The sequence below is a fragment of the Altericroceibacterium endophyticum genome (genome assembly GCF_009827595.1).
In the GTDB taxonomy this organism is placed as follows: Bacteria; Pseudomonadota; Alphaproteobacteria; order Sphingomonadales; family Sphingomonadaceae; genus Altericroceibacterium; species Altericroceibacterium endophyticum.
This window is the reverse complement of the sequence record NZ_WTYT01000002.1, coordinates 225,014-249,299: the sequence shown is the minus strand read 5'-3', so window position 1 is coordinate 249,299 and position 24,286 is coordinate 225,014. Positions and strand designations below refer to the sequence as shown.

At 57.2% G+C, this 24,286-nt stretch carries 24 protein-coding genes; 13 read left to right on the top strand and 11 right to left on the bottom strand.

Going from position 1 to position 24,286, the window contains the following annotated elements; genetic code table 11:
* Positions 1–3: 3 nt before the first annotated feature.
* From ccoG to ccoN, 5 genes are read right to left on the bottom strand one after another with little or no spacing between them, the layout of a single operon-like run.
* Positions 4–1,518, bottom strand: a complete 1,515-nt coding sequence (gene ccoG / locus GRI91_RS05190; RefSeq protein ID WP_160735573.1) for a cytochrome c oxidase accessory protein CcoG — start codon at positions 1,516–1,518, stop codon at positions 4–6.
* On the bottom strand, positions 1,505–2,416 hold the full coding sequence (gene ccoP / locus GRI91_RS05185; RefSeq protein ID WP_160735932.1) for a cytochrome-c oxidase, cbb3-type subunit III: 912 nt from the start codon (positions 2,414–2,416) through the stop codon (positions 1,505–1,507). The genes ccoG and ccoP overlap by 14 nt, the downstream gene beginning before the upstream one ends.
* Positions 2,406–2,570, bottom strand: coding sequence for a cbb3-type cytochrome c oxidase subunit 3 (locus tag GRI91_RS05180; RefSeq protein ID WP_160735572.1), 165 nt, complete (start codon positions 2,568–2,570; stop codon positions 2,406–2,408). Before GRI91_RS05180 ends, ccoP begins: the two co-directional genes overlap by 11 nt.
* The gene (ccoO, locus tag GRI91_RS05175; RefSeq protein WP_160735571.1) at positions 2,567–3,355 is read right to left on the bottom strand and encodes a cytochrome-c oxidase, cbb3-type subunit II; all 789 of its coding nucleotides are present in this window, start codon (positions 3,353–3,355) and stop codon (positions 2,567–2,569) included. The genes GRI91_RS05180 and ccoO overlap by 4 nt, the downstream gene beginning before the upstream one ends.
* A gap of 3 nt (positions 3,356–3,358) precedes the next feature.
* Entirely contained in the window at positions 3,359–5,026 is a 1,668-nt protein-coding gene (gene ccoN, locus GRI91_RS05170; RefSeq protein ID WP_160735570.1) for a cytochrome-c oxidase, cbb3-type subunit I, read from the bottom strand.
* Between the two features lie 534 nt (positions 5,027–5,560).
* On the opposite strand from ccoN, the gene GRI91_RS05165 reads away from it, so the two are divergent.
* Positions 5,561–6,241 (top strand): OmpW/AlkL family protein, encoded by a 681-nt coding sequence (locus tag GRI91_RS05165; RefSeq protein ID WP_160735569.1) that lies wholly within the window; start codon positions 5,561–5,563, stop codon positions 6,239–6,241.
* A 3-nt stretch (positions 6,242–6,244) separates the two neighbouring features.
* Here GRI91_RS05165 and GRI91_RS05160 read toward each other — a convergent pair whose 3' ends face one another.
* Positions 6,245–6,931, bottom strand: coding sequence for a Crp/Fnr family transcriptional regulator (locus GRI91_RS05160; RefSeq protein WP_160735568.1), 687 nt, complete (start codon positions 6,929–6,931; stop codon positions 6,245–6,247).
* An 82-nt stretch (positions 6,932–7,013) separates the two neighbouring features.
* Between GRI91_RS05160 and GRI91_RS05155 the strand changes: the two genes are divergently transcribed.
* The 4 genes from GRI91_RS05155 to GRI91_RS05140 all read left to right on the top strand — a co-directional run bounded on the left by GRI91_RS05155 (position 7,014) and on the right by GRI91_RS05140 (position 10,951).
* Positions 7,014–7,796: an enoyl-CoA hydratase-related protein gene (locus GRI91_RS05155; RefSeq protein ID WP_160735567.1), complete on the top strand. Its 783-nt coding sequence runs from the start codon at positions 7,014–7,016 to the stop codon at positions 7,794–7,796.
* A gap of 253 nt (positions 7,797–8,049) precedes the next feature.
* Positions 8,050–10,026 carry a pilus assembly protein TadG-related protein gene (locus tag GRI91_RS05150; RefSeq protein WP_237437677.1) on the top strand — a complete coding sequence of 659 codons (1,977 nt, stop codon included), beginning with the start codon at positions 8,050–8,052 and terminating at the stop codon, positions 10,024–10,026.
* Entirely contained in the window at positions 10,026–10,532 is a 507-nt protein-coding gene (locus GRI91_RS05145) for a TadE/TadG family type IV pilus assembly protein (RefSeq protein WP_160735565.1), read from the top strand. The genes GRI91_RS05150 and GRI91_RS05145 overlap by 1 nt, the downstream gene beginning before the upstream one ends.
* Positions 10,529–10,951, top strand: a complete 423-nt coding sequence (locus GRI91_RS05140) for a TadE/TadG family type IV pilus assembly protein (protein WP_160735564.1) — start codon at positions 10,529–10,531, stop codon at positions 10,949–10,951. The genes GRI91_RS05145 and GRI91_RS05140 overlap by 4 nt, the downstream gene beginning before the upstream one ends.
* A 56-nt stretch (positions 10,952–11,007) precedes the next feature.
* On the opposite strand, the gene GRI91_RS05135 is transcribed toward GRI91_RS05140, so the two are convergent.
* Positions 11,008–11,586 carry a nucleotidyltransferase family protein gene (locus GRI91_RS05135; RefSeq protein WP_160735563.1) on the bottom strand — a complete coding sequence of 193 codons (579 nt, stop codon included), beginning with the start codon at positions 11,584–11,586 and terminating at the stop codon, positions 11,008–11,010.
* Between the two features lie 10 nt (positions 11,587–11,596).
* Positions 11,597–12,469 (bottom strand): XdhC family protein, encoded by an 873-nt coding sequence (locus GRI91_RS05130; RefSeq protein ID WP_160735562.1) that lies wholly within the window; start codon positions 12,467–12,469, stop codon positions 11,597–11,599.
* 239 nt (positions 12,470–12,708) lie between these two features.
* On the opposite strand from GRI91_RS05130, the gene GRI91_RS05125 reads away from it, so the two are divergent.
* From GRI91_RS05125 to ftsH, 3 genes are all read left to right on the top strand, one after another.
* Positions 12,709–13,416 carry a Crp/Fnr family transcriptional regulator gene (locus GRI91_RS05125; protein WP_237437676.1) on the top strand — a complete coding sequence of 236 codons (708 nt, stop codon included), beginning with the start codon at positions 12,709–12,711 and terminating at the stop codon, positions 13,414–13,416.
* Between the two features lie 392 nt (positions 13,417–13,808).
* Positions 13,809–15,344, top strand: coding sequence for an FAD-binding oxidoreductase (locus GRI91_RS05120; RefSeq protein WP_160735561.1), 1,536 nt, complete (start codon positions 13,809–13,811; stop codon positions 15,342–15,344).
* 102 nt (positions 15,345–15,446) lie between these two features.
* On the top strand, positions 15,447–17,402 hold the full coding sequence (gene ftsH, locus GRI91_RS05115; RefSeq protein WP_160735560.1) for an ATP-dependent zinc metalloprotease FtsH: 1,956 nt from the start codon (positions 15,447–15,449) through the stop codon (positions 17,400–17,402).
* Between the two features lie 135 nt (positions 17,403–17,537).
* Here the strand turns inward: ftsH and GRI91_RS05110 are convergent, their stop codons facing one another.
* Both GRI91_RS05110 and rpoZ read right to left on the bottom strand, forming a co-directional pair.
* Positions 17,538–18,623: a DUF3667 domain-containing protein gene (locus GRI91_RS05110; protein ID WP_160735559.1), complete on the bottom strand. Its 1,086-nt coding sequence runs from the start codon at positions 18,621–18,623 to the stop codon at positions 17,538–17,540.
* 141 nt (positions 18,624–18,764) lie between these two features.
* Positions 18,765–19,109 carry a DNA-directed RNA polymerase subunit omega gene (rpoZ, locus tag GRI91_RS05105; protein ID WP_160735558.1) on the bottom strand — a complete coding sequence of 115 codons (345 nt, stop codon included), beginning with the start codon at positions 19,107–19,109 and terminating at the stop codon, positions 18,765–18,767.
* A gap of 143 nt (positions 19,110–19,252) precedes the next feature.
* On the opposite strand from rpoZ, the gene GRI91_RS05100 reads away from it, so the two are divergent.
* On the top strand, positions 19,253–20,404 hold the full coding sequence (locus GRI91_RS05100) for a phospholipase D-like domain-containing protein (protein ID WP_237437675.1): 1,152 nt from the start codon (positions 19,253–19,255) through the stop codon (positions 20,402–20,404).
* A gap of 54 nt (positions 20,405–20,458) precedes the next feature.
* Complete coding sequence (locus tag GRI91_RS05095) at positions 20,459–20,962, top strand: hypothetical protein (RefSeq protein WP_160735556.1); 504 nt, start codon at positions 20,459–20,461, stop codon at positions 20,960–20,962.
* A 50-nt stretch (positions 20,963–21,012) separates the two neighbouring features.
* On the opposite strand, the gene GRI91_RS05090 is transcribed toward GRI91_RS05095, so the two are convergent.
* Positions 21,013–22,542 carry a replicative DNA helicase gene (locus GRI91_RS05090; protein WP_160735555.1) on the bottom strand — a complete coding sequence of 510 codons (1,530 nt, stop codon included), beginning with the start codon at positions 22,540–22,542 and terminating at the stop codon, positions 21,013–21,015.
* 127 nt (positions 22,543–22,669) lie between these two features.
* On the opposite strand from GRI91_RS05090, the gene GRI91_RS05085 reads away from it, so the two are divergent.
* From GRI91_RS05085 to GRI91_RS05075, 3 genes are read left to right on the top strand one after another with little or no spacing between them, the layout of a single operon-like run.
* Positions 22,670–23,152, top strand: a complete 483-nt coding sequence (locus GRI91_RS05085) for a UPF0262 family protein (RefSeq protein WP_160735554.1) — start codon at positions 22,670–22,672, stop codon at positions 23,150–23,152.
* 18 nt (positions 23,153–23,170) lie between these two features.
* Positions 23,171–23,869, top strand: a complete 699-nt coding sequence (locus GRI91_RS05080) for a glycoside hydrolase family 25 protein (RefSeq protein ID WP_237437674.1) — start codon at positions 23,171–23,173, stop codon at positions 23,867–23,869.
* Positions 23,866–24,285 (top strand): cytidine deaminase, encoded by a 420-nt coding sequence (locus GRI91_RS05075; RefSeq protein WP_160735553.1) that lies wholly within the window; start codon positions 23,866–23,868, stop codon positions 24,283–24,285. The genes GRI91_RS05080 and GRI91_RS05075 overlap by 4 nt, the downstream gene beginning before the upstream one ends.
* Position 24,286 lies beyond the last annotated feature (1 nt).

The following is a 24,286-nucleotide window of genomic DNA, read 5'->3' as shown; positions in this document are numbered from 1 at the left end:
CGGTTACTCCGGCGCGTTGAAGCGCGCTTCATTGCTGTCGGTTTCGGCTTGCTTATCCAGTGAGGTAACCGTGAAGGTGAACTCATCTTTGGCCACATCTGCCGGTTGAACCACATAGACACGAAATGCCTGTGTAGCATCCGCGGGCATTCGCTGGATGAGTGTACTTGCGGCATCTTCACGACCCATTGCATCGGTCCACATAACACCTTGCGGCAAGCCTTCCAACGCGATGCGCATATCGCGAGGCCGGCTTTCCATGTTCCGCAATTTCACAGTGTAGGCGTTACGGACTGAGCCGTCACTGAGCATCACATAAGGCGGATTGCGGTCCTGTGCGACAGAGATGTCGGTATGATCGCGATTGCCCAAGGCAAAGAGCAAGCCGAGACCAATCGCTGCCCAGATGCTGAAATAAGCGATCGTGCGCGGGTGGAGCAGCGTTTTCCATACGGGGCGCGGTTCTTCACCCGCAGCCTCGCGCTCGCAGTCTTCCAGCGTAGCATAGTCGATCAGACCCCGCGGACGACCAACTTCGGCCATCACCCGGTCACAGGCGTCAATACAGAGGGCGCAGGTTATGCAGCCGACTTGCGGCCCTTCACGAATATCGATTCCGGTGGGGCAGACGGCGACACATTGATGACAATCGATGCAATCGCCGTAAGTTTCAGGATTCTTGGCTGCTTTCTTTACGCTGCCGCGCTTTTCACCGCGCCAGTCCTTATAGGTGACGAGCAACGATTTTTCATCGAGCATGGCGCTTTGAATGCGCGGCCAGGGGCACATGTAAATGCACACTTGCTCACGCATGAACCCGCCGAGACCGACGGTGGTCAGGGTGAGAACGGCGACAGTGATATAGGCAGTCGGTGCAGCTTCACCCGACCAGAAATCACGCACCAGAGTGGGGGCATCAGCGAAATACATGATCCATGCACCGCCGGTCCAGAATCCGATGAAGAGATAAATTGCATATTTGAATGTGCGGCGGAAAAACTTGGATGGGCTGAGGGGTGCCTTGGCCAGACGAATCTGGGCATTGCGATCACCGTCGATCAACCGGTCAACATGCTGGAACAAATCGGTCCAGACCGTTTGCGGGCAGCTATAGCCGCACCAGGCGCGGCCGACCGCGCTGGTCACCACAAACAAGCCGATTCCGGCCATGATCAGCAGACCGGCTACAAAATAGAATTCATGTGGCCAGATCTCGATGCCGAACATGTAGAAACGGCGATGGGCGAGATCGATCAATACGGCCTGATCGGGAGCATATGGCCCCCGATCCCAGCGCAGCCATGGGGTAATGTAATAGATGCCCAAGGTAATGAGCATTACCAACCATTTGAACCTGCGGAACTTCCCGTCGATTTTTTGCGGAAAGACGCCTTTACGTTTTTCGTAAAGATTGAGGGGAACCTCATGCTGCGGCGGTTCCGTCGGATCGTGACGTGTCAGATCCTCGGGAGTCGCTGCAGCAGACGATTCGGGCGGGCGGGTTTCAAGATTGTTCATCTACCTCCGTCGCCGGATCTTCGGCGACCTCCACAAAATCTTCGCCGCCCCCCAGCGAGTGAACATAAGCGGCCAACATCTTGATGGTGACCGGATCCAGCCTGTCTTTCCAGGCGGGCATGACACCGTAACGCGAATTGGTAACCGTTGCGATCACATCCTCGCGCGATCCGCCATACAGCCAGATCGGATCGGTAAGGTTGGGTGCGCCAAATTCACGCATCCCCTTACCGTTAGGACCGTGACAGACGGCGCAATTATCCGCGAAGATTTGCGCGCCAGCGGCGTTATCTTTCGCCTTACCGGACAGGCTCAACACATGGTCTGCCACCTGGCTTACCTGCGCGCTGGTAAGGATGCCATCGGCACCGAAAGCGGGCATCATGCTGAAGCGTGTATCTTCACCATCAGGCTGACGAACGCCGTGTTCCAGCGTGTAGGTGATCGCCTTGAGATCACCGCCCCACAACCAGTCATCATCGTTGAGGTTCGGATATCCCTTGCTACCGGCTGCGCCGGCGCCGTGGCATTGCACGCAATTGACCTTGAAGGCGGCCCGACCGCCGGCCACGGCCGCACGCATCAGTTCGCTATCTTCGGGCAGGCGTTCGATCGGAATCTTGGCCAGAGCTGCGCGAATGGCGCCTTTGCTTTCGTCAGCCTTGGCCATTTCTTTCGCCAGCTGTTCATGGCTCGTCCAGCCAAGCATCCCCTTGGTGGCGCTGTTGACCATCGGCCATGCCGGATAGGCAATGGTGTAGCCAATCGCAAATACGATACAGGCGTAGAAGGTCCACAGCCACCAGCGTGGCAGCGGGGTGTTCAGTTCTTCGATTCCGTCCCATTCATGGCCGACGGTTTCGGTGCCGGTTGGCTTGTCGATCCGTTTATTCGCCATCATTTTCGTCCTTGAAAATCATATGCGCCGCATCATCAGAATGCCGCTTTGCGCCCGGCCGGAACGGCCAGGCACAGAGCACGAAAAATACGCCGAACATGAACAGCAGAGCATAGCTGTCAGCAAAGTGACGCAGGGTGTCGTAGAGGCTCATTGCTGCGCCTCCTCGGCATTATCCTGCTTGTCTTCCTGAGCGGTGGCCAGATTATGCGCCAGCTCTTCCTGAGCGGTTGCGCCGTTCACGTCGACCAGCGTGCCGAGCATCTGAAGATAAGCGACCAGCGCGTCCATTTCCGTCAGACGGCTTGGATCGCCATCGAAATCACGGATCTGGGCCTTGGGATAACGGGTCGCGAGATCGTCCGCGTCGACATTGGGATCACCCTGCGCGACGAGATCGGTCTCTGCCTTGGCAACATCATCATCCGTATAAGGCACGCCCACATTCCTGAGCGTTGCCAGCCGTTCAGAAGGCTGACTGACTTCCAGATCATTGTCCTTCAGGAAGGCATAAGGCGGCATGATGCTTTCACCCACCACCGAACGCGGATCGATCAGATGCTGGACATGCCATTCATCCGAATAGCGATTGCCCACACGCGCCAGATCCGGCCCGGTGCGCTTTGACCCCCATTGGAACGGGTGGTCATACATGCTTTCCGCAGCCAGGCTGTAATGGCCATAGCGTTCCACCTCGTCACGGAACGGGCGGATCATCTGACTGTGACAGTTGTAGCAACCCTCACGGATATAGATGTCGCGTCCGGCCAGTTCGAGCGGAGTGTAGGGACGCATCCCGTCCACTTTCTCAACCGTGTTGTCGATCCAGAACAATGGCGCGATTTCCACGATCCCGCCGACCGTTACCGCCGCAAAGGCGGCAACGGCGAGCAGAGTGACATTGCGTTCAAGCTTTTTGTGACGTTCTGTCAGGCTCATGGTTCAGGCTCCCTGTTCGGCGGGGCGGCCGGCCAGCGGCCGGTCGGCTGCGGGGTCGTATGTGGCATCGCTCATCGGAGCCTCCTCGCGCAGTTTGCCAAGGATAGTGGCCCAGACATTGATCACCATCAACACCGCGCCGCTGAGATAGAGCAAGCCACCAAAGGCACGCATCAGATACATCGGGTGAAGTGCGGCAACCGTTTCGACGAAGCTGTTCACCAGATAACCGTCAGCCCCGTATTCGCGCCACATAAGGCCCTGCGTAATCCCGGCCACCCACATGGAGGAGGCATAGAAAACGATGCCGATCGTGGCGAGCCAGAAGTGCCAGTTCACCATTCGCAGCGAATACAGACGGCTCCGTTTCCACAGACGCGGCGTCAGGAAGTAGATTGCACCGAAGGTGATCATACCGTTCCAGCCCAGTGCGCCAGAGTGAACGTGACCAATGGTCCAGTCCGTATAATGGCTCAGCGAGTTGACCGACTTGATGCTCATCATCGGGCCTTCAAATGTGCTCATGCCATAGAAAGCAAGGCTCATCACAAACATCCGGATGATGGGATCGGTGCGGATCTTGTCCCAGGCGCCGTTCAGCGTCATCAGGCCGTTGATCATCCCGCCCCAGCTCGGCATCCACAGCATGATCGAGAAGACCATGCCGAGCGTCTGCGCCCAGTCGGGCAGAGCCGTATAATGAAGGTGGTGCGGACCGGCCCAGATGTAGAGGAAGATCAGCGACCAGAAGTGAATGATCGACAGGCGATAGGAGTAGATCGGACGTTCGGCCTGCTTCGGGACGAAGTAATACATCATCGCCAGGAAGCCTGCGGTCAGGAAGAAGCCCACCGCATTATGGCCATACCACCACTGCGTCAGTGCATCCTGCACGCCGGCAAACGCGGAATAGCTCTTCGAACCAACCAGGCTGACTGGCAGCGCCAGATTGTTGACGATGTGCAACATGGCAATCGTCAGGATAAAGGCGAGATAGAACCAGTTGGCGACATAGATATGTGGTTCGGAACGCTTCACAATCGTGCCGATGAACACCGCAGCGTAAACAACCCAGACGATCGTCAGCCAGAGGTCGACATACCATTCAGGCTCGGCATATTCCCTGCCTTGCGTGATCCCGAGCAGATAGCCGGTGGCCGCAAGCACAATGAAAAGCTGATAGCCCCAGAAGACGAAGCGGGCGAGACCAGGGAAGGCAAGCCTCGCCCGGCACGTACGCTGCACCACGTAAAAACTGGTGGCAATCAGCGCGTTGCCCCCGAACGCGAAGATGACAGCCGACGTGTGCAGCGGCCGCAATCGCCCGAAGGTCGTGTATTCAAACCCCAGATTCAAAACCGGATAGGCCAACTGCAGAGCGATAAACAGACCAGCCAGAAAGCCAGCCATGCCCCAGAAGACAGTGGCAATAACGCCCCAGCGAACCACATCGTCATAATAGAGTGACTCATCGGCCGGGACGCGCAAAATACCGCGCGCAATGGCGGAATAATCCGGTTTGCTAATAGTAAACCACAGCCCGATCAGGGCGGCGGCCATTATAATACCCATATGAATTGCGAAGCCGCTATCCTGTGCTGCTGCCATCGCCAGAAAGGCGGCGATGACCAACACGAACCAGATACCGGCGCGCGAAAGAACGCTTTCCATGGAGTTTCCCTTCCCTTGGAATCTCGATGCATGTCCCCTGACAGCGCGGTGCCCAGAAAACATTGATTAGTGTCAAATCAATGTTCAGCTTTCCTATTCTGCCAGCAATTGCAACCGGGGCGCTTGTTGATTCAGGAGTGATGGGAAATAACGCCTTGAATATCCTATGATGTCATTTTTGGGTGTTTGGAGTCTCAGTTCCTGCTCCAGGGAGGCAGATGGTTGGGGCCTTCATGCAAATGAGGGGCAGGTGATGACCATATGCCGATGAGAGTCCGCCATCCGGGACACCGTGACAGTCAGATTCGATCCCGAAAGGGAACTGGTGCTGATGGGGGTGAAAAGCATGGATTCTGCCGAGTGATCTGCCTGAACAGGGCGGGGCGGGCGCCAATGTGACAAAAGAAAGATCACATTTCTTCAAATTTGAGCCGCATCAATGTTTGGCGGGCGAATTGGACACAAATGCATCCCCGACGCCGTACTCATCCTTGCCGCACAGGGCGGCAACTACGGTGCATGAGGAATGAATTGATGCGTAAGACAGCAGCAATGGCAGCGCTCGCCGCCGCCGCCGTCTCTTTCACGGCTCCCGCACATGCAGCCGATTCTGAAGGGCGCCTTCAGATCAAGGTTCTGGGGACCTATGTTATGCCCGATGGTGACCTGTCCAAGGTCAAAGTGGATGAAATCGGCCTGCCTGCGGATCTTAAAACCGAAGCGAATGACAATTTCGTGCCCACCGTGGCGATTGAGTATTTCCTCGCTGATTCAATCTCGCTGGAAACGATCTGCTGCGTGACTCAGCATGATGTCGATGTCAGCTCCGGTTCGCTGGAAGGCGCGGAACTCGTTTCCGATGCCAAGATCATTCCGGCAACGCTGACCGTGAAATATCACTTCGCTCCCGATGGCGCGATCCGTCCTTACGTCGGTGCTGGCCCGTCCTATTTCATCTTCATTGATGAAAAGCCTGGCAAAGCGGCTGTTGGACTGGGTGCTGACAAGTTCCGCATGAACGACAAGTTCGGTGTTGCTCTTCAGGCCGGTGTGGATATCCCCGTCGGAGACAACGGCATGGCGCTTACTCTGGATGCCAAGCGGTATTTCCTGAAAAGCTCTGCCCATTGGTTCGCCAATGGTGAAGAAGTTATCTCCACCCGTCACGACATTGATCCGTGGCTCCTCAGTGCGGGTGTTGCATTCCGCTTCTGATGCTTAACCGGCGCGATCCTCAAGCGCAGTGCGGTTGAGGATTACGACCTCGCGGCGAGAAGGAAGGTCAATGACACCTTCCTTCTTCAGCTTGGTGAACTGGCGGCTGACTGTTTCGATGGTCAGCCCCAGCACATCGGCAACCTGCTGGCGGGAAAACGGCAGGGCAATAGTGACTTCACGGTCACCATCCTCGGGCTTGCCCAGCCTTTCGACCATATCCATCAGGAAGGTTGCGATTTTTTCCTCGGCATTCTTGCGACCGAGTAACAACATCCAGCGGCGCGTCCGGTCCAGTTCCGCCAGCGTACGCTGCAGCAATTTGTGTTCCAGCCCCGGATGCTCGGCGGCAAAATTATCAAAATCACCACGCGCAAACACGCAAACCGTCGCTTCGGTCAGGGCCGTAACGCTATGACGCGTGGTCGAGCCAAAGGGCCGCCCGATGAAATCGGCGGGATAGACGACGCCGACAATCTGCTCGCGCCCGTCTTCGGTGCCGGTCGAGAGTTTGAGTACGCCATCAATGACATTGGCGACCAGAACCGAATCGTCACCTTCCCAGATCAGCGAATCGCCCGGCTCCAGCATGCGCCGACGACCAATCTTGTTGAGCGCTTCCAGCTCATTTGTATCCAGCGCAGCGCAAATCGCCCGGTTGCGCACCACACATGTATCGCAATAACTCATGATTTGCGCGTATCAGCAGTTTTACCTTCGCGCAATCTACCCAATTTGCAGCATTAGCTTCATCATAGTAGGAGCGGTGACCATGACTTTTGAAACTATCCAGGTCGAACAGCACGACGCCGTAACTTTAGTGAGAATCAATCGGCCTAAGGCCTTGAATGCGCTTAATAGTCAGGTGCTCGAAGAATTGATCGAGGCTTTCGGCTCGTTTGAAGCGGACGATACGCAGCGCTGCGCGGTGCTGACCGGTGCTGGTGAAAAAGCGTTTGCGGCTGGCGCCGATATCAAGGAAATGGCTGAGAAGCCGCTCGCTGAATTCTATGGTGAGAACTTCTTCTCTCGCTGGACCAGCCATTTTACCCGCGCCATTCGCAAACCCTGGATCGCCGCAGTCAACGGCTTTGCCCTGGGTGGCGGTTGTGAAGTGGCGATGATGGCCGACTTCATTCTGGCGAGCGACACGGCCAAATTCGGCCAGCCGGAAATCAAGCTCGGCGTTTTGCCCGGAATGGGCGGCAGCCAGCGTCTGACCCATGCAGTGGGTAAGGCGAAGGCGATGGAGCTGGTGCTGACCGGACGATTGATGGATCCCGAGGAAGCAGAGCGAGCTGGGCTGGTCGCGCGCGTAGTCCCCGCAGCAGATTTGTTGAACGATGCGTTGAAAACCGCCGCAACTATCGCATCCATGCCGCCACTTGCGGCGATGGCGAATAAGGAAGCCGTCAATGCGGCCTTTGAACTGGGGCTCGACATGGGCATTCAGCATGAACGGCGATTGTTTAACGTGCTGAGCGGAACCGAGGACAAGCGCGAGGGTATGCAGGCCTTTATCGAGAAGCGCGACCCCAGCTGGAGCGGTAGGTAAAGCGGTAAGCAGGCGCCACTTAATTCTCTGAATGGCCGCTAGGGGCGCTCTATTTACCTTTACAGCTGGCGCTTTGCGTCAGGAGCTCTTTCCCGGCCGGGCAGGTGGGAAAGGATGGGCTTAAAGCCAATCTTAACTACTATGCGCCTAGTGTTGGCTCATGGAACACTGCGGATTATACCGGCTACGCAGGGCCTTTGGGCGCATCAGGCGAGACAGCTCGGCAAGTGTTGCAACTATCGCAGCTTTGTCGATGCCCGTTGTGATCGGAGCGCTGGGCCTCGCTTTCGATCTCAATCGAGGGTACGAGCAGCGCGTCTTTAATCAGCGCGCGGCAGATCTGGGCGCGCTGGGCGCGGCTATGGCCTATAGTTCGGCGGATAACACCTCAGTACTGACGCCTTCGGCGCGCGACATCGCATTGGCCAACGGGCTGAGCGGTGCGACCATTAATGCAGAATTGGTCGAGGACTTCCCCAATGCGGGCGATAAGGCCGTGCATGTCACGGTGCGCAAAAGCGTGCCCTATATGCTGGCCAGCGTGCTTGGTTTCTCGGGCAGTTATGATGTCGAGGCAGAAGCCTATGCCTCAATGGGCGGCGAAAAACCCTTCGCCGCTCCTTGTTTCCTCGCGCTGTCATCTGGGAGTCAGGCCATTAAAGTCAGCGGCGGCGCGTCTATCAGCGCATCAAGCTGCACGGTTGCTGCGATCGGATCTATCGTAAACACCAGCGGATCGGTCACCGCCCATGACATTATCTCGGGCAGCGGCGACGTCAGCACGCAATCGGGTGCACTTAATGCGGAAAGCATCCGTTATGCGGGTGAATTCAGCGCTCCGGAGTGGAATTCGCAGGTAACGCCGTCAAAGGATCGGACGAAGGGCGAAACAGCTTTGTCCGATCCACTGGCAAACGATCCTGCACTCGCTTCCGCGCGAAGCCAGATCGGCCATGCCGACACAGTCCCGGCACTGACAAATCCGACAACTCCGTCCGGCAGCGACTGGTCCTTCAGCTGGTCACCCAGCTCTGCAGTCGCTGGCTATCGCACCACCCCATATGGCGGAGAATATTATGTCCCCAGAGGCAATTACACGGTCGGAAGGCTGGAGGTCGCAGGTGGCATAACCGTTCGCTTTGAGAGCGGATCAAGGATAACTGTCCGGAACGGACTTTCGATCGGCGGCGGATCGACGGTCAAGTTCAACGACATGGATCTTTATGTAAACGGCGGTTTCAACAGTGGCTCCAGCGGTGTGACAATCGGCGATGGTGCGTTGTGGATCGGCGCCGGAGCGGTGAATTTTGAGGGCACCAACGTCAAAGGTGATGGCGATGTGACCATCGTGGGTACTATGCAGCTTGGCGGCGGGCAGCATCTCAAAATGGGCAAGGGCAACCATTTCTTCGGTGGTCTGAAGGTGTCAGGCGGCGGAACCGCATGGCTGGGGGATGGTGATTTCATTTCCCGCGGGGGTGTCGATCTGAGTGGTGGCGATAGCACGCTCGAACTTGGCGCGGGCGATATACTGATTGGCCGGGATTCCCATCACACTGCCATCAAGGTTGGTGGCGGTGCGCGGATGTATATGAAAGATGGCAAGTTCAGTGCCGATGGTGATATCGACACCGAAGGCGGCAGTATTATCGTCTTTGGCAAGACCGCTAACCACTATGTAAATGGTGATTTGAGAGTGAAGGGCTCAGTCCTGTTCGGGGCAGGACGATATACGGTCAACGGCGACTTTGTGAATGGAACCGGTGGCAGTCCGACTTGGCCGCAATCCACTCCACTCTCCGGGCAGACCTACGGCCCGAGGCTGGCAGACGAGGATATCAGCGGTTTCGAAATGGTCGGGGTAGATGTCAGCTTCATTCTCGCTGGAACGCTGAATCTGGCAGGTGGTGCCAAAACCAAGCTTATAGCCCCGAATGAAGGAGTGACGGGCGGACAGATTGCTCAGCTTCTGATCGACAGTCTGACATCATCAAACACGACTTGGAGCGGCGGTTCTCAGAGTATCTTTTCCGGGATTGTGCATTTGCCCCATTCGAAAGTCACCATGACGGGCGGCAATTCAACACTGAATGACGGGCATTGTTTCAGTCTGGTCGCGGATGAGATTGTCGTGTCGGGGGGCGCGCAGACAGGGTCTGCCTGTGCCGCTATCGATGACGCCAGCGGTGACGATGGCGGCAGCACCGGCGGTATCCGGCTGGTGCGCTGATGCAGAAGTTCCTGCGCAAACTTCGAAGTGATGAAAAGGGCGCTGCTCTGGTGGAGTTTGCGCTCTACACCACGCTGTTTTTTCTGGCGGCTCTTCCAGCTCTTGATTTCGGCGCCTTCTATCTCGAACGCAGCAAGCTGGATGAAGCGGTTTCTGCAGGCAGCATGGTGGCGTTCCGCAATGCGGACAGTGTCGCCTTCGACGACTTGCCTAATCAGGTGCGAGCACTGGCCGAAGATGCGAACCTGACCGTCACGCTGAAATGCAATGGCGTTTCAGGCAGCTGCACCAATTTTTCCCGCAGTTGCTCCTGTCTCAAGACCGATGGTTCATATCAGCCGACCGGCGCCTGCGGAGAACCCTGCGGCGGCGGAGCAACCGGTGGGTCAACATCCGGCTATTATCTTACTATTGAAGCGCGCAGCAGTTATGAACCATTGGTGCTGCCGGGCAGTGTTTTGTCTGACACGGATTTGCAACGCGAAGCCACGGTGCGGCTGCAATGATGTTGAAAATCCGCCAGATGATGGCCTGCCGCAGCGGTGCAGCGATCATCGAGTTCGCATTATTGGCGCCTATATTTATCGCCATGCTGATCGGTTTGATCGAATTTTCGCGCTTGCTGTGGACACGTCACACGCTGGACGAGGTCGCCTATAGTACCTCCCGCTGCATGTCGATGGATTCGGTTTGCGATACCGATGCCAAGGCCAAAGCCTTCGCCAAGAACCGCGCACGTGGTCTGGGCGTGGCTATTTTGGAAGCAGATGTCACGCCGCAAGATGGCACCAGCTGTCGCCAGCTCTTGAATGCCAACGAAGTGACGATCGAAATCGAGTTCAATTCGCCCTTGATGAGCTTTGTGCCGGGAATGAGCGGGGAGATTATCAGCGAAGGCTGCTACCCGGTTCTGGGTTCCGATTGATTCCTCTGAACAGAATGCGTGCAGCTATCAGAGCGCGTCTAAAAGCGTGGAGCTGATCACAGGAGCTCCGCGGCCACTTTTTTGAGATCCATCGGATAGTCCACATCCGCAAGGCTGGTGGAAGCGGGCGAATAGCAGCGCAGATCAGGCTGCTTTAGCAACATAGACGCCGCCCCATGGGCAGGGTCCATCATTGCCAGGGCTTTCAGCAGGCTTGCCGGGAAGAAAGCGGGCGTGCCCGGCTTGCCATCTCTTTGCCGGGTGGCCGCCGCCGTTGGTCCGGGCAAGGCACGCAAATGTGCAGGCTCCAGCAAGGGCATATCGGCCAGCATAAGCAAAAGTCCCTTCGCACCATCGTGCTGTGCGGTCTGGGCCGCAAGCGCTACCGATGTACCAATACCATCCTTGGCCGCGTGATTGGTGACGCAGCGCCATTGGGGATGCGCGCGAGGAAAGGCGGGGCATTCTGGCGGGACGATCACGATTCCGGGGGAAAAGCCGGCCGCTTCAACCGCCAGGATCGCCCATTCCCCCAATCTGCGTCCGGCGCATATTGCATCCAGCTTGCCGCCACCAAAGCGTTGTGCTTGCCCTGCGGCCAAAATAGCTACGGTCGTGGTCGCGGTAGACGTCATCGGGTCACTATCAGCTCGTCTGCTGCTGCTCATATTGCGCGACGACTTCGGCCAGTACCGACAGGGCCAGAATCGCGGGGTCGCGGCTATGCGGAATCAGGCCAATCGGGCTGCGTATTCGCGTCAGTGCCTGCGCCGAATATCCCCGGTCCTGCAGCATTTCCAAACGGTTCTGGCGGGCGATTTGTCCCCCTTGGGCACCAAGGTAAAAACCCGGATTCTCTAGCGCCCATTCCAGAATGCTGCGTTCCCATTCATGATCATGAAACAGCAGAACTATCGCGCTTTGTGGATCGGACACTGCTTGTGGTTTCTGGCCTAGTGCAAGCTGCTGCGGATCGCGGCGATCAAAGCTCACGGTGTCAAATTCGCAAGACAAGGCAAGTGCACGCAGCTGTTCAAGCTCCGGACCTTCGCCAAAAATCAGCAGTCGCAGTGCTGGCTTGTAAAGCCGCTTTTGCAGCAGGCTGGCGGGGGCATTGGCTGGAAGCGGCAGGCCCAGCTCTGCTGGCTTCCGATTGTCGAGTGCATCAATCGTACGGGTCAGTGAAGGCTGATCGGGCGCTGGATCGATCAATATGTCCAGCCCGCTTCCGCAAGGGAGCTGAAAATCGATGACAGATGATCCTGCGCCAAACCGTTTCAGTATCGGCGCGCCTGCGGCACAGGCGGTTTTTGCTTCGCTCACCAATTGCTGCTCCAGGCAGCCATCGGCCAGGCTTCCGGCGAGCGTACCATCGGGGCCAATCGCAAGCTGTGCGCCAAGGCGGCGGGAAAAGCTGCCCTCAATCCCCACCAGAGTGCATAAGGTCCACCCATCTGCAACACTGTGACGCAAGGCGACATCATCTGCAAAAGAGGGCGTTATGCTCGCATTTCTCATGGTTTGTGTTCTAGAGATTCCCCCGGGAACGCCAAGGAAGAAAATTTTCCCCATCCAGCGGGTTGAAAAAATCGACTGACCCTAGGAAAAGTAAGGCAAATATCGCTCCTGTCGCTCCAAGGTGGGGCTGGGATTTGAGAGTAACGCATGGGGGCACCTTTTTGCCAATTTCAGTTGAACAGGAAATCGCCCGATTTCCCCGTACGGGGAGGTTTTTGCTCGGTCGGTTGCGACATGCCTTGACCGAACGTGAGCGGGACCTGCTGGAATCCCTGATCGAAACCGAAGAATACTATGCAGATGGTGAGCATGTGGTGCTGGAGCGCGGGCAGCTCTGTGACCGCAGCACCATGCTGATTGAAGGATTTGTGATCCGGCAGATCCGCTCAAGCGATAAACGCTTTATCGTTGGCGTTCAGGTGCCGGGGGACTTTGTAGATTTGCACGCTTTTGCGCTGAAGCGACTGGATCACGATATCGTGACCGTCGGTCCGGCAAGGATCGGCTATGTTCCGCATGAGCGACTGCGCGAAGTGCTTGAAAACGAGCCGCATCTCACTCGCCTCTTGTGGTTCTCAACATTGCTGGATGCGGCCATCCACCGCGAATGGATCATGGCGATGGAGCGGATGCCTGCCGATGGCCGCCTTGCGCATTTATGCGCGGAGATGTGGTGCCGGCTCCAAATGGTGGGACTGGCTGATGACGCGGGCTTCTACATGCCGGTCACCCAAAGCGATTTGGCGGATATGTGCGGGACGACTGCGATTCACATGAACCGTACCCTTCGTACTTTGCGTGAGGAAGGTATTCTCGACCTCAAGCGCGGGCATGTAACGGCGAAGGATCGTCAGCGGCTCGAAGAATATGCCAATTTCACCAAGGATTATCTCTATGGTGAAGGGGAACTGGGTCTGATCGGTCAGCGCCAGCTTAGTATCGACTGATACCCCTCTTGCGGCACCGCATATCAACGCGGCCACTGACCTTTATACATATCGACCGCAAATTTTTTCCGTAACAGGGAACGCGAAAAGCCCTGCCTCGTTAGCCAATCGACACGGTCGATATTGCACGGCATCGGACCCCGCCGGGCAGACCATAGTCCTCGTTTTTGCGGCCGCATGCCCCCTTTTAGCGGCTGCAAAAACGTAATGGTGAGGAGGTTTCCCGTACCTCCTCACCATTACAATTTTATCCTTACAAATTCACCGTTTCTATCTGCAGCACTGGCCTTTTGACCATGCGTGTGACCGCAGGGCAATGTCTATCGTAACATCTGTTAGCTTGCGCCTGTTGCTGTACCCTGCCTAGAAAAGGCGAGGGAGAGATGCGTGTGATGACTGCTGAACTTATCGACCAGAATGCGCTTGCGCGCTTTTGGGATGCTGCTCGTGCGATTGTCGGCGAGGCGCGTGTTTTCAACAGCGAGCAAGACCAGCTGAGCTATGCTGACCAGATGGCTTTTGATCTGAAAAGCCATGCGCCAGCTGGCGCCGTCGCCGCGCAAAATGTTGATGAGGTGCGAAACCTGCTGAAGGCGGCCTCTGCTACGCGGGTTCCGCTATGGCCCATAAGTCGCGGCAAAAATCTTGGCTATGGTGGTTCGGCGCCGGTGCAGGCCGGAGCGGTAATACTCGATTTGTCGCGCATGAACCGTATTCTCGAGATCAATACCGCGCTCGGCTATTGCGTCGTGGAACCTGGCGTCAGCTTCTTCGATCTTTATGATTTTCTGGCCGAAATGGGGCATCCCTTATGGATGAGCGTGCCTGGCAATAGCTGGGGCAGTGTGGCTGGTAATGCGCTTGAACGCGGTGTTGGTCCGCAACCCTATGGCGATCATGCGGCGCAGATTTGCGGGATAGAGGCTGTCTTGCCCGATGGTTCGCTGGTGCGGACCGGCGCCGGGGCGATTGCCGATGGCAAGGCATTTCATGTCACGCATAACAGCTATGGTCCTGGGTGGGATCAGCTCTTCTGCCAGTCTAATTTTGGCGTTGTCACCCGTCTTGGCTTGTGGCTGATGCCGGCACCTGAAGCGACCATGACCTTGGAGCTGCAACTGCCTGAGGCCGATGACATCGCCAAGGGTATCGCTTTGTTTCAGCCGCTGCGCCAGCGCGGGATAATTGATCATGACGCAGCTTGGGTCTCTTATGTCGGTATCGCCAGCTATGTCGGTCCGCGTTCGATGTTCTGGCAGGGGGAAGGCCTTCTGCCCGAAGATGCGGGGCGCGAAATCCGTCAGAAATTGGGAATCGGCTGGTGGAATGCGCAGGTCAATCTCTACGGTCCGGAAGAGGTAATCGCGGCCAAGGCCAGGATTATCAGCGCAGCGGCACAGGCTGCGGGCATCGCGGCGCCCGATTGGCTGACCTGGCGGAAGGGCGATGATTTCGGTCTCAGCCGGGCAGGCATCCCCAGCACCAGAGATATGATGATGATCGACTGGTATGGCGGGCGCGGTGGGCATATTGGTTTTTCACCGATCATGCCGTCGGATGCCAAGCTCGCTGCCGAACAATTTACCCGTACCCGTGAACGCTATGAAGAATTCGGCGTCGATTATTACGGGGCCTTCGGAGTCGGCGGGCGTCAGACCGTGGCGGTGAACGAAATATTATATGATCGCGACGATAGCGATCAGCAACGCCGGGTGAACGCTTTGTTCGAAGCGCTGATCCAGGACACGCATCAGGCTGGCTTTGGCGAATATCGCACGCATATTGATTATATGGATCCGGTTGCCGATACATTTGATTTTAACGGCCACGCTCTGCGCAGACTAAATCAGACATTGAAGGATGCGCTCGATCCGGTGGGGATTCTGGCGCCCGGCAAGCAAGGTATCTGGCCGGCCCGCTTCCGCTGATTGCAATTTGGCGGGATTGGCAGATTTTCTCCGTAGCGAGTCAACTTGCCATTCACCTTTCATGGCCTACATTAGAACGCTGAAAGGTAGGATTCCGTAAATATGAGCGACAAGCGCGAGCCGGATGAAAATAACAACGGCAATCCCTGGGTGAAAAGCCTGATGATCTGGGGCGGGGTTTTCCTCGCTCTGATGATCGTGGTGTCCATGTTCAATGGACCGGCGACGAGCACCGACACGCAGCTGGGCTATTCGGATTTCCGCGCCAAAGTTGCCGCGGGTGGTGTCGAGGAGGTGAAGATCTCCCCGGATCAGATCACCGGCAAGCTGGAAAATGGCAAAACCTTTTCCACCGTGCCAGTGGCCAATGATACGGAACTCACCAAATTGCTGGACAGCAACGGGGTGCGCTATTCCGGGGCCAAGAAGGAAGAAATGGGTGTTCTGGCCTATATTCTGATCCAGTCCTTGCCCTTCCTGCTTATTCTGGGTGTCGCGTTCTTCGCTCTGCGTCAGGTGCAAAAGGGCGGCGGTTCGGGTGCCATGGGCTTTGGCAAATCCAAGGCCAAGATGCTGACCGAAAAGCAGGGCCGCGTCACTTTTGACGATGTCGCCGGTATCGATGAAGCGCGTGAGGAACTGCAGGAAATCGTCGAATTTCTGCGCGATCCGCAGCGTTTTTCCAAATTGGGCGGTCAAATTCCCAAGGGTGCCCTGCTGGTCGGTTCGCCCGGTACAGGTAAGACCTTGCTGGCCCGCGCCATTGCGGGTGAAGCACGCGTTCCCTTCTTCACCATTTCAGGTTCGGATTTTGTCGAAATGTTTGTCGGCGTCGGCGCAAGCCGCGTGCGCGACATGTTCGAACAGGCGAAGAAGAATGCGCCTTGTATTCTCTTCATCGACGAAATTGATGCCGTAGGCCGCAGCCGTGGCCATGGGCTTGGCAATTCGAATGACGAACGCGAACAGACACTCAACCAGTTGCTGGTCGAGATGGATGGTTTTGAAGCCAATGAAGGTATCATCATCATCGCCGCCACCAACCGCCCCGACGTGCTTGACCCGGCATTGCTGCGCCCCGGCCGGTTTGACCGTCAGGTCGTTGTGCCGGTGCCCGATATTGACGGGCGCGAGCGGATTCTGGCCGTGCATATGAAGAAGGTGCCGCTGGCACCTGACGTCAATCCGCGTACGATTGCCCGCGGTACGCCCGGTTTCGCCGGTGCCGATCTTGCCAATCTGGTGAATGAGGCTGCCTTGCTGGCGGCGCGCCGCAACAAGCGGCTCGTGGCGATGCAGGAATTTGAAGATGCCAAGGATAAGGTGATGATGGGCTCCGAACGCCGGAGCATGGTCATGACCGATGATGAGAAGAAGATGACCGCCTATCATGAGGCTGGCCATGCCATCGTCGCGGTGCATGAACCGGCATCTGACCCGATCCATAAGGCCACGATCATTCCACGTGGCCGGGCACTCGGTATGGTGATGCGTCTGCCGGAGCGTGACAGCTATTCATATCATCGTGACAAGATGCACGCCAATCTGGCGGTAAGTATGGGTGGCCGCGTGGCGGAAGAATTGATCTTTGGCCATGACAAGGTGTCTTCAGGCGCATCTTCGGATATTCAATATGCCACCGATCTGGCCCGCAACATGGTCACGAAATGGGGCATGTCGGACAAACTCGGCCCGCTGCAATATGAACAGAGCCAGGAAGGCTATCTGGGCATGAGCGGCAATCAACGCCTGATGATGTCTGATGAAACGAGCAAATTGATCGACAGCGAAATTCGCGGTCTGGTGGATGGTGCGCATGCCAAGGCGAGAAACATTCTCACCGAGCATGAGGACCAACTGCAATTGCTCGCCCAGGCCATGCTCGAATATGAAACTTTGACCGGTGAGGAAATCAAGAAGCTCCTCGATAGCGGCAAAGTCGACCGTCCTGATGAGCCGATTGGCCCGGCTGTGGTTAAGCCCATGCACGGCTCGGCCATTCCGAAGTCAGGCAAGCGTTTCGGCGGCGAAGGTGGGATGAAACCACAAGGCGCCTGATCTGCCTCTGTCCGCTCTCAAAATTAAAGGGGCCGCTTCAGTTCTGTGAAGTGGCCCCTTTTTTTATATATCGGCAGTCGGCTCTTCGGTTGGAAGGCGGCTGCGCCGCTGACATTGCGTGCTGGCGCTGTGCGCTCACAGCAGGCCGAGCAGCAACAAGAGAGCGACAAAGATCACGACGATGATCGTGATAAACACACACATCATTATCAGCCGCCAAAGAGCAGAAAAGTGGCTGAGCGCATAGGTTCCGCGGAGCTGGCGCCCAATATGCCAGAAGGCGGCTGTCGCCCCGATTATGGTCAATACATAGCCGGACACGCCCGACAGCCCGAGGATAGACAGCGTCACGAATAAAAGGGACATGAAGCTGAGCGAATAGGTCACAAAAATTGCGTGATCATACAGCCCAAAGCGCCGCTTCCAGAAAAAGAGCAACCACATGAAGGGCAGTGAAAGAGGGATCAGCAGCCACGAGAATTTGTAGCTGTTGGCCTGCAATTTATACATTGCCAGGCCTGGATTATGGATCGCCTTGTGGATGCCCTTGTCGAGCCTTTTCCAGCCTGAGTGCCATTCACCCATTCCCGTGCGGCCGTCTTGGGTGATGAGTGGCTGCGTCGTGTCGAACGCGGTCAGCCCGGCTTCCGCTTCCGCCAATTGCTGCTGAAGCTTTGCTCGGCCGGAATCATTCGCGGGCAAGGCGCTGAGCTCCTTGCGTGCCCGATCACGTCTCTGCTCCAGCGTGTCGCGGGCCGTTTCAAATTCTCGCACCACTCCCGGCGTGGCATTCAACGTCGCGGGCGGAGCAATACCTGCCACCTGAAACATTGCGAAGATCAGAAAAATCGCGAACAGAAACAGCGCCATGGGGGAAACGAAGCGCGCCCGTTCGCCGTCGATATAGCGTCTGGTCAACTGGCCCGGGCGCCAGGCGAGTAGGGGCAATGTGTGCCAGATCTTGCCTTCAAAATGCAAAGCGCCGTGCAACAGATCATGCCAGAACGCGCCGAGTGTCTTGTGGACATGGGCGTGCTGACCGCAGGCATGGCAATGGGAGCCGATCAGCTGGGTGCCGCAATTCAGGCAGTTATGCTCATGCGTGTGGCCGTCAGGGCCAATCTCACCATTGCTGTCATGCGGTGCTGCTGCTGGCGCGTCCGCTTTGGTTGATGCTGCGCCTGCTCCCGGCGTGCCAGATGCATCTGAAATGTCGTTCATAATTTCCCCGTTTCCGAAACTTTATTCAACGGCCCGGAAATGTCGAGAGCAGAGCGGACATGGCCCAAGTTCAAACGAAAACGGCCGCAATCCGGTTGGATCGCGGCCGTGAATTCTTTCGCCAGAATCTGCCGTTCCGAATCAGCTTTCGTAATCGCTACCCACGGAAGTGGAGCGGGCCGGTGCCGATGCGGTGAGGCGCATAGCTTCGGCTGACTGGCTCAGCGAACCGACTTCATCGGCTTCATCTTCATCATCAGGCAGAACGCGTTGCAGCGACTGGATCAGGCTTTCGCTCAATTCGCTCGGTTTGACGTTCTGTTCAGCGATTTCGCGCAGAGCAACCACAGGGTTCTTGTCACGATCGCGGTCAAGAGTGAGTTCGGCCCCGCCGGAAATTTCCCGCGCACGCTGTGCAGCAAGCAGGACGAGATCGAAACGGTTGGAAACCTTGTCGACGCAATCTTCGACGGTAACGCGCGCCATAGGGGCACTCCGATAGAAAAGGGTGGATATAGCTTGAAAGCGGAATGCTTAGTGACGTGGGCGCAAAAAGTCAAGGTTTTCCACTGGCAATGCGGTGCTACAGAAGAATGATGACATCGACTCTACCTGCCCGCGGGAATCCCTTGGCCTATCGTGATCCTGAGAGTTTTCAGGCACATGCGCAGGGGCTGGACCTGACGTTCCATCCGCAGGGTTCCGCGCGGCTGCGGGCGTTGCTGGATCTGATCGATGATGCGCGGGTCTCGCTCAAGGTCTGCTTCTATATTTTTGCCACCGACTACACCGGACAGAAAGTGCGCGATGCCTTGCAAAAGGCGGCCGAGCGAGGGGTGGCCGTTACGCTGTTGGTGGATGGTTTTGGTGCCGAAGCGGATGAGGCGTTCTTCGCCGGTTTCATCAAGGCGGGCGGTGATTTTCGTGTTTTCAGCCCGCGCTGGAGCCGCCGCTATCTGATTCGCAATCATCAGAAAATACTGCTGGTTGATGGCCGGAAGGCGATGCTTGGCGGGTTTAACATTGAAAACAGCTATTTCGCACCGCCACGCGATAATGGCTGGAACGACCTCGGGGTCACCATAGAGGGGCCGGTGGTCGACCCCATCGGAGAATGGTTCGCACGGCTTGAAGAATGGACCGGCAACCCAAAGGCGCAATGGCGTGTGATCCGCCGCATGGTGCGTCAATGGGATGGCGGTTCCGGCCCGGTGCGCGTGCTGGTTGGCGGGCCGACACGCGGCCTGTCCAGTTGGGCACACGCCGTGGGGCGTGATCTGCAGCGGGCCAATCGGATCGATATGGTGATGGCCTATTTCTCGCCTTCACCGCGCCTGCGCAAACGTCTCCGCCGGATTGCAAGGAAGGGCGAGGCGCGGCTGATTCTGGCGGGGAAATCAGACAATACCGCCACGATCGCGGCATCCAGGGCGCTGTATCGCAAATTGCTGGATGCGGGGGCAGCTATCTACGAATTCCAGCCCTGCAAACTGCATACAAAACTGATCGTGCTTGATGATGTGGTGTATTTGGGCAGCGCCAATTTCGACATGCGCAGCCTCTACATCAATCTCGAAATCGTGCTCCGGATCGAAGATGCCGGGCTGGCAGAGCAGCTGCGTGAATTCATTGATCATTACTGCCCTGCTTCCGAACGGGTGACCAAGCAGGCGCATGAAAAACGCGCAACATTCTTCAACCGGATTCGCTGGTGGGCGAGTTGGTTTCTGGTGTCGGTGGTGGATTACACGGTCAGCCGGCGGCTCAATCTGGGGCAATAGCTCGGGATATTGCGGTGATCTGAGGCGTTTATATTCTGATCAAGGAGAAACAGCGTGAAATGGATCACACAAAGCGCCTGGGTGTTGCCGCTATCGGTGCTGGCGGCGTGTTCACCGCAACAAAGTGATAATCCGGCAGCCCAAGCCAGCGCTACGCCGGAACCCGCTTCCGCGGCAGGCTTGCTCATCGCTCCGCTTGGCCGGGGCGATCTGGAGCAGATTGAAATGCCGGGTGAACTTGGCTGTGCTTTCGCGCCGCAGACGGGGCAGGCCGCCCTGCTTGTCGCGAAAGGGTTCGTGGACGAAGAAAGCCCTGCGAGCGCGGTGTTCAAGCCCAATGGCAAGATTACTCTGCTTAAAGGCGGAGAGGAGGGTGGCTATGACGCGCTGATCAATGGGAGCACATTCGCCGGTGGCGATTGGAGCGTGACGGTTGAACGCGCATCCGACATGGCCATGAGCGATAATGAATCGCCGCCATACCCCGCGCTGATGAGCGTATCGGGGATTAATGGGGAAGAGCTGTCAATCGATGGCGTCTGGACCTGTGGCCCCTGACTGGATTGAGCGCGCAAGTCGGGCGCGCTCAAGAATCGGATGCGGGCAGATCAGTCGTAATCGCCCGGCTGCATTTCGCCTTCTGCCAGATCGGAGAAGCGCGTGATCCGCGGTTCGAAGCGCATGCGGACCTTGCCGGTGGAACCGTGGCGCTGTTTGGCGACGATCAGCTCGGCCAGACCGTAGACCCGCTCCATTTCTGCAGCCCAGGCGGCGTGGGCCTCATGCAGCTTGGGCTCGTCGCTTTCTATCGGGCGTTTCGGTTCGCGTGATGCGACATAATAATCTTCCCGATAAACGAACCACACCATATCCGCATCCTGCTCGATCGAGCCGGATTCACGCAAATCGGACAGCATCGGCCGTTTGTCATCGCGCTGTTCCACGGCGCGGGAGAGCTGGGACAGCGCGATCACCGGCAATTCCAGTTCCTTGGCCAGCGTTTTCAGGCCCCGGCTGATTTCGGAGATTTCGTTCACGCGGTTGTCCTGATTACGGCGCGTGCCCTGTAGCAGCTGCAGGTAATCGACCACGATCAGCCCGATATCATGGCGCCGCTTCAGCCGCCGCGCGCGGGTGCGCAGGGCGGCGATGGAGAGGGCGGGAGTGTCATCAATGAATAGCGGCAATTCGGCCAGACGCTGGCTGGCATAGGACAGCTGCTGAAAATCATCGCGGCTGATTTTACCCATGCGCAGAGCTTCGGAAGAAATACCGGCCTGTTCAGCCAGAATACGCGTGGCGAGCTGATCGCTCGACATTTCCAGACTGAAAAAGGCGACGCCCGCACCCACTGATTTTTCAATATTGTCGCGCTTGTCGCGCAGCAGGCGGTCCGCGCAATTGAAGGCGATGTTGGTCGCTAGTGAGGTTTTACCCATGCCCGGACGCCCGGCGAGAATGATAAGATCCGAATCGTGCAGGCCGCCGATTTTTTCATTGATCGACGTAAGCCCGGTGGTCTTGCCCGAAACATGGCCACCGGAATTGATCGCGGTCTCGATCATTTCCAGCGCCTTGCCCGTGGCGCCTCGGAAACTATCGGCGTCCTTGGTGCCAGCAGCACCTTCGGCGATCTGGAACAAGGATGCTTCCGCTTCCTCGATCTGGCGCATCGGTTCCACTTCATCCGATGTGTCCAGCGCGCCTTCCACCAGACTGCGGCCCACGCTGACCAATTCGCGCAGCAGCGCGAGATCATAGATCTGCTGTGCCAGTTCGCGCGTGGCGAGCAGCCCCTGACCATCCGCCGTCAATTGCGCGAGATAGGAACTGCCACCCAGTTCCTTCAACGCCTCATCGCCGTCGAAATAGGGTTTCAGCGTGACCGGTGTCACCACCATGCCCCGGTCTAGCAGCGTCAGCATACGTTCGTAAATGCGGCCATGGAGCGGCTCGAAGAAATGATCGGGCTTCAGCGCGATGGGCAATTCTTCCAGCACGCGGTTATCGATCAGTACCGCGCCGATAAAGGCGGCCTCAGCCTCCAGATTGGCAGGCAGAATACGGCCGACAATGTCCCCTTTGTCAGAAGAGGAGGACGGTGCATCGGAGCGAACAAGGACAGAGGTTTCGGCCATAGTGCTTTGATGGGCCTAACCGGTCATCACCGCAAGATGCAGCGGGGCATCACTGCCTGTGGATAGTGGGGATGGATTCGTTTGGTATTTGCGCAAGTGCCGTACCTCTGCGAAAGGAATGGTACTTATGGACCCGCATCGCATCTCCAAGGTCGAGCTCGACGAAGCCACGATTCTGTGGCGAAATCCTGACGTGGAGCAGGAACGTCAGGTCGCGATGCAGGATCTGGTGGAAGAGAATCAATTCAAGCCACTGCGGGCGATGGAACAGGGTCATGTCGGTCCATGGTCGCTGAGCCTGTCGGTCCATGAAGGTCGGCTCATCATGGGAATTCGCGATGGCGCCGGTCAGGATGCCGGGTCGATCATGTTGGGGCTGGCGCGGTTCCGCCGACCGGTACGTGAATATTTTGCCATTTGCGAAAGCTATTACAAAGCCATTCGCAAGGCGTCCGCAGAAGAAATTGAAACCGTGGATATGGCGCGCCGCGCTGTGCATGATCAGGCGACCCGCTTGCTGATGGAAACGCTGGAGGAGAAGGTGGAAACCGATTTTCCCACCTCGCGCCGGCTCTTTACCCTCCTCTGTGTTCTTCATATCAGAGGCTGAGGGGGAAGCGGGAACTCAATGGGCAAGAAACGGATGTTTCCGTGGAGCTGGCGCATCGCTGCGCTAACCGTGCTGGCAGCGTTGTGCTTCGCCGGATGGCAATGGTGGCAATGGCAGCATTGGACACCTGAGCGGAGCGAATTTCCCTATCAGGGTGTGGAAATCGGCGAGCGTGATGGCGCGGTCGATTTTCGTGCCTTGCGCGCGATTCACGCGGATTTCGTCTATCTGGAGGCAAGCGACGGGCGCTCCGCCCGCGACCCTTCCTTTGCGCAAAATCTGGACCGGGTACGGGAAAGTGATTTGCCCTTCGGTGTCATCCATTCGTATGACCCATGCGTTTCGGCAGAAGTGCAGGCCGCGAATTTCGTCACGATTGTCCCACGTGCGGCCTCCAGCCTGCCTCCAGCGATCGAGCTGGACCGGTTGGCGGATGATTGTCCGCAAAATGTCAGCGATGCAGCGGTTGAGAGCGAACTGACGACCTTTCTCAATCAGATTGAGGGGCATGTCGGTCAGCCTGCAATCCTGAAGATTTCACCGAGTTTTGAGGAGCGGTATAATATTGCCACGCGCATTGACCGCAATCTGTGGCTGACGCGCGACTGGTTTCAACCCGATTACGCTGGCCGGCCATGGACCTTGTGGACAGCCAATGCCCAATTGCGCAATGCCGCCAGCGATATGCCGGTAAGATGGATAGTGGCCCAACCATGACAACAATTTCTGCAGTCGATCGTGAGCGTCTGATCGCCGCCGCACGCAGCGCAGCGCAGCATTCCTATGCACCCTATTCTCAGTTTAATGTCGGGTCGGCGCTGCTATTTGCTGACGGGGCGATTGTCACCGGCACGAATATAGAAAATGCCAGCTATGGTCTGGCCTTATGTGCTGAAACAATCGCAGTGGGCAAAGCGATGGAGCAGGGGCGCCGTGGGGGCCTGGTTGCCGTGGCCGTTACTGGCAGCGGGGACGGGGTGGTAACACCCTGCGGACGATGCCGTCAGATCCTGTTTGAACTCGCCGCGCTGGGCGGAACCGACCCAGTTATCTGGTCATGCGGGCCGGATAGCGTGCAGGAAAAGACGCTGTCCGAATTGCTCCCCGACGCTTTCGGGCCGGGGAGCCTTTAAG

Bases quoted from the DNA above. Each gene is read 5' to 3' on its own strand.
- ccoP (WP_160735932.1), bottom strand. From the start codon at position 2,416: ATGGCGAATAAACGGATCGACAAGCCAACCGGCACCGAAACCGTCGGC.
- ccoN (WP_160735570.1), bottom strand. From the start codon at position 5,026: ATGGAAAGCGTTCTTTCGCGCGCCGGTATCTGGTTCGTGTTGGTCATC.
- GRI91_RS05085 (WP_160735554.1), top strand. From the start codon at position 22,670: ATGGACCCGCATCGCATCTCCAAGGTCGAGCTCGACGAAGCCACGATT.
- GRI91_RS05110 (WP_160735559.1), bottom strand. From the start codon at position 18,623: ATGAACGACATTTCAGATGCATCTGGCACGCCGGGAGCAGGCGCAGCA.
- GRI91_RS05080 (WP_237437674.1), top strand. From the start codon at position 23,171: ATGGGCAAGAAACGGATGTTTCCGTGGAGCTGGCGCATCGCTGCGCTA.
- GRI91_RS05075 (WP_160735553.1), top strand. From the start codon at position 23,866: ATGACAACAATTTCTGCAGTCGATCGTGAGCGTCTGATCGCCGCCGCA.
- GRI91_RS05090 (WP_160735555.1), bottom strand. From the start codon at position 22,542: ATGGCCGAAACCTCTGTCCTTGTTCGCTCCGATGCACCGTCCTCCTCT.
- GRI91_RS05130 (WP_160735562.1), bottom strand. From the start codon at position 12,469: ATGAGAAATGCGAGCATAACGCCCTCTTTTGCAGATGATGTCGCCTTG.
- rpoZ (WP_160735558.1), bottom strand. From the start codon at position 19,109: ATGGCGCGCGTTACCGTCGAAGATTGCGTCGACAAGGTTTCCAACCGT.
- ccoG (WP_160735573.1), bottom strand. From the start codon at position 1,518: ATGAACAATCTTGAAACCCGCCCGCCCGAATCGTCTGCTGCAGCGACT.
- GRI91_RS05135 (WP_160735563.1), bottom strand. From the start codon at position 11,586: ATGACGTCTACCGCGACCACGACCGTAGCTATTTTGGCCGCAGGGCAA.
- GRI91_RS05120 (WP_160735561.1), top strand. From the start codon at position 13,809: ATGACTGCTGAACTTATCGACCAGAATGCGCTTGCGCGCTTTTGGGAT.
- GRI91_RS05150 (WP_237437677.1), top strand. From the start codon at position 8,050: ATGCCCGTTGTGATCGGAGCGCTGGGCCTCGCTTTCGATCTCAATCGA.
- ccoO (WP_160735571.1), bottom strand. From the start codon at position 3,355: ATGAGCCTGACAGAACGTCACAAAAAGCTTGAACGCAATGTCACTCTG.
- GRI91_RS05165 (WP_160735569.1), top strand. From the start codon at position 5,561: ATGCGTAAGACAGCAGCAATGGCAGCGCTCGCCGCCGCCGCCGTCTCT.
- GRI91_RS05145 (WP_160735565.1), top strand. From the start codon at position 10,026: ATGCAGAAGTTCCTGCGCAAACTTCGAAGTGATGAAAAGGGCGCTGCT.
- ftsH (WP_160735560.1), top strand. From the start codon at position 15,447: ATGAGCGACAAGCGCGAGCCGGATGAAAATAACAACGGCAATCCCTGG.
- GRI91_RS05140 (WP_160735564.1), top strand. From the start codon at position 10,529: ATGATGTTGAAAATCCGCCAGATGATGGCCTGCCGCAGCGGTGCAGCG.
- GRI91_RS05160 (WP_160735568.1), bottom strand. From the start codon at position 6,931: ATGAGTTATTGCGATACATGTGTGGTGCGCAACCGGGCGATTTGCGCT.
- GRI91_RS05180 (WP_160735572.1), bottom strand. From the start codon at position 2,570: ATGAGCCTCTACGACACCCTGCGTCACTTTGCTGACAGCTATGCTCTG.
- GRI91_RS05155 (WP_160735567.1), top strand. From the start codon at position 7,014: ATGACTTTTGAAACTATCCAGGTCGAACAGCACGACGCCGTAACTTTA.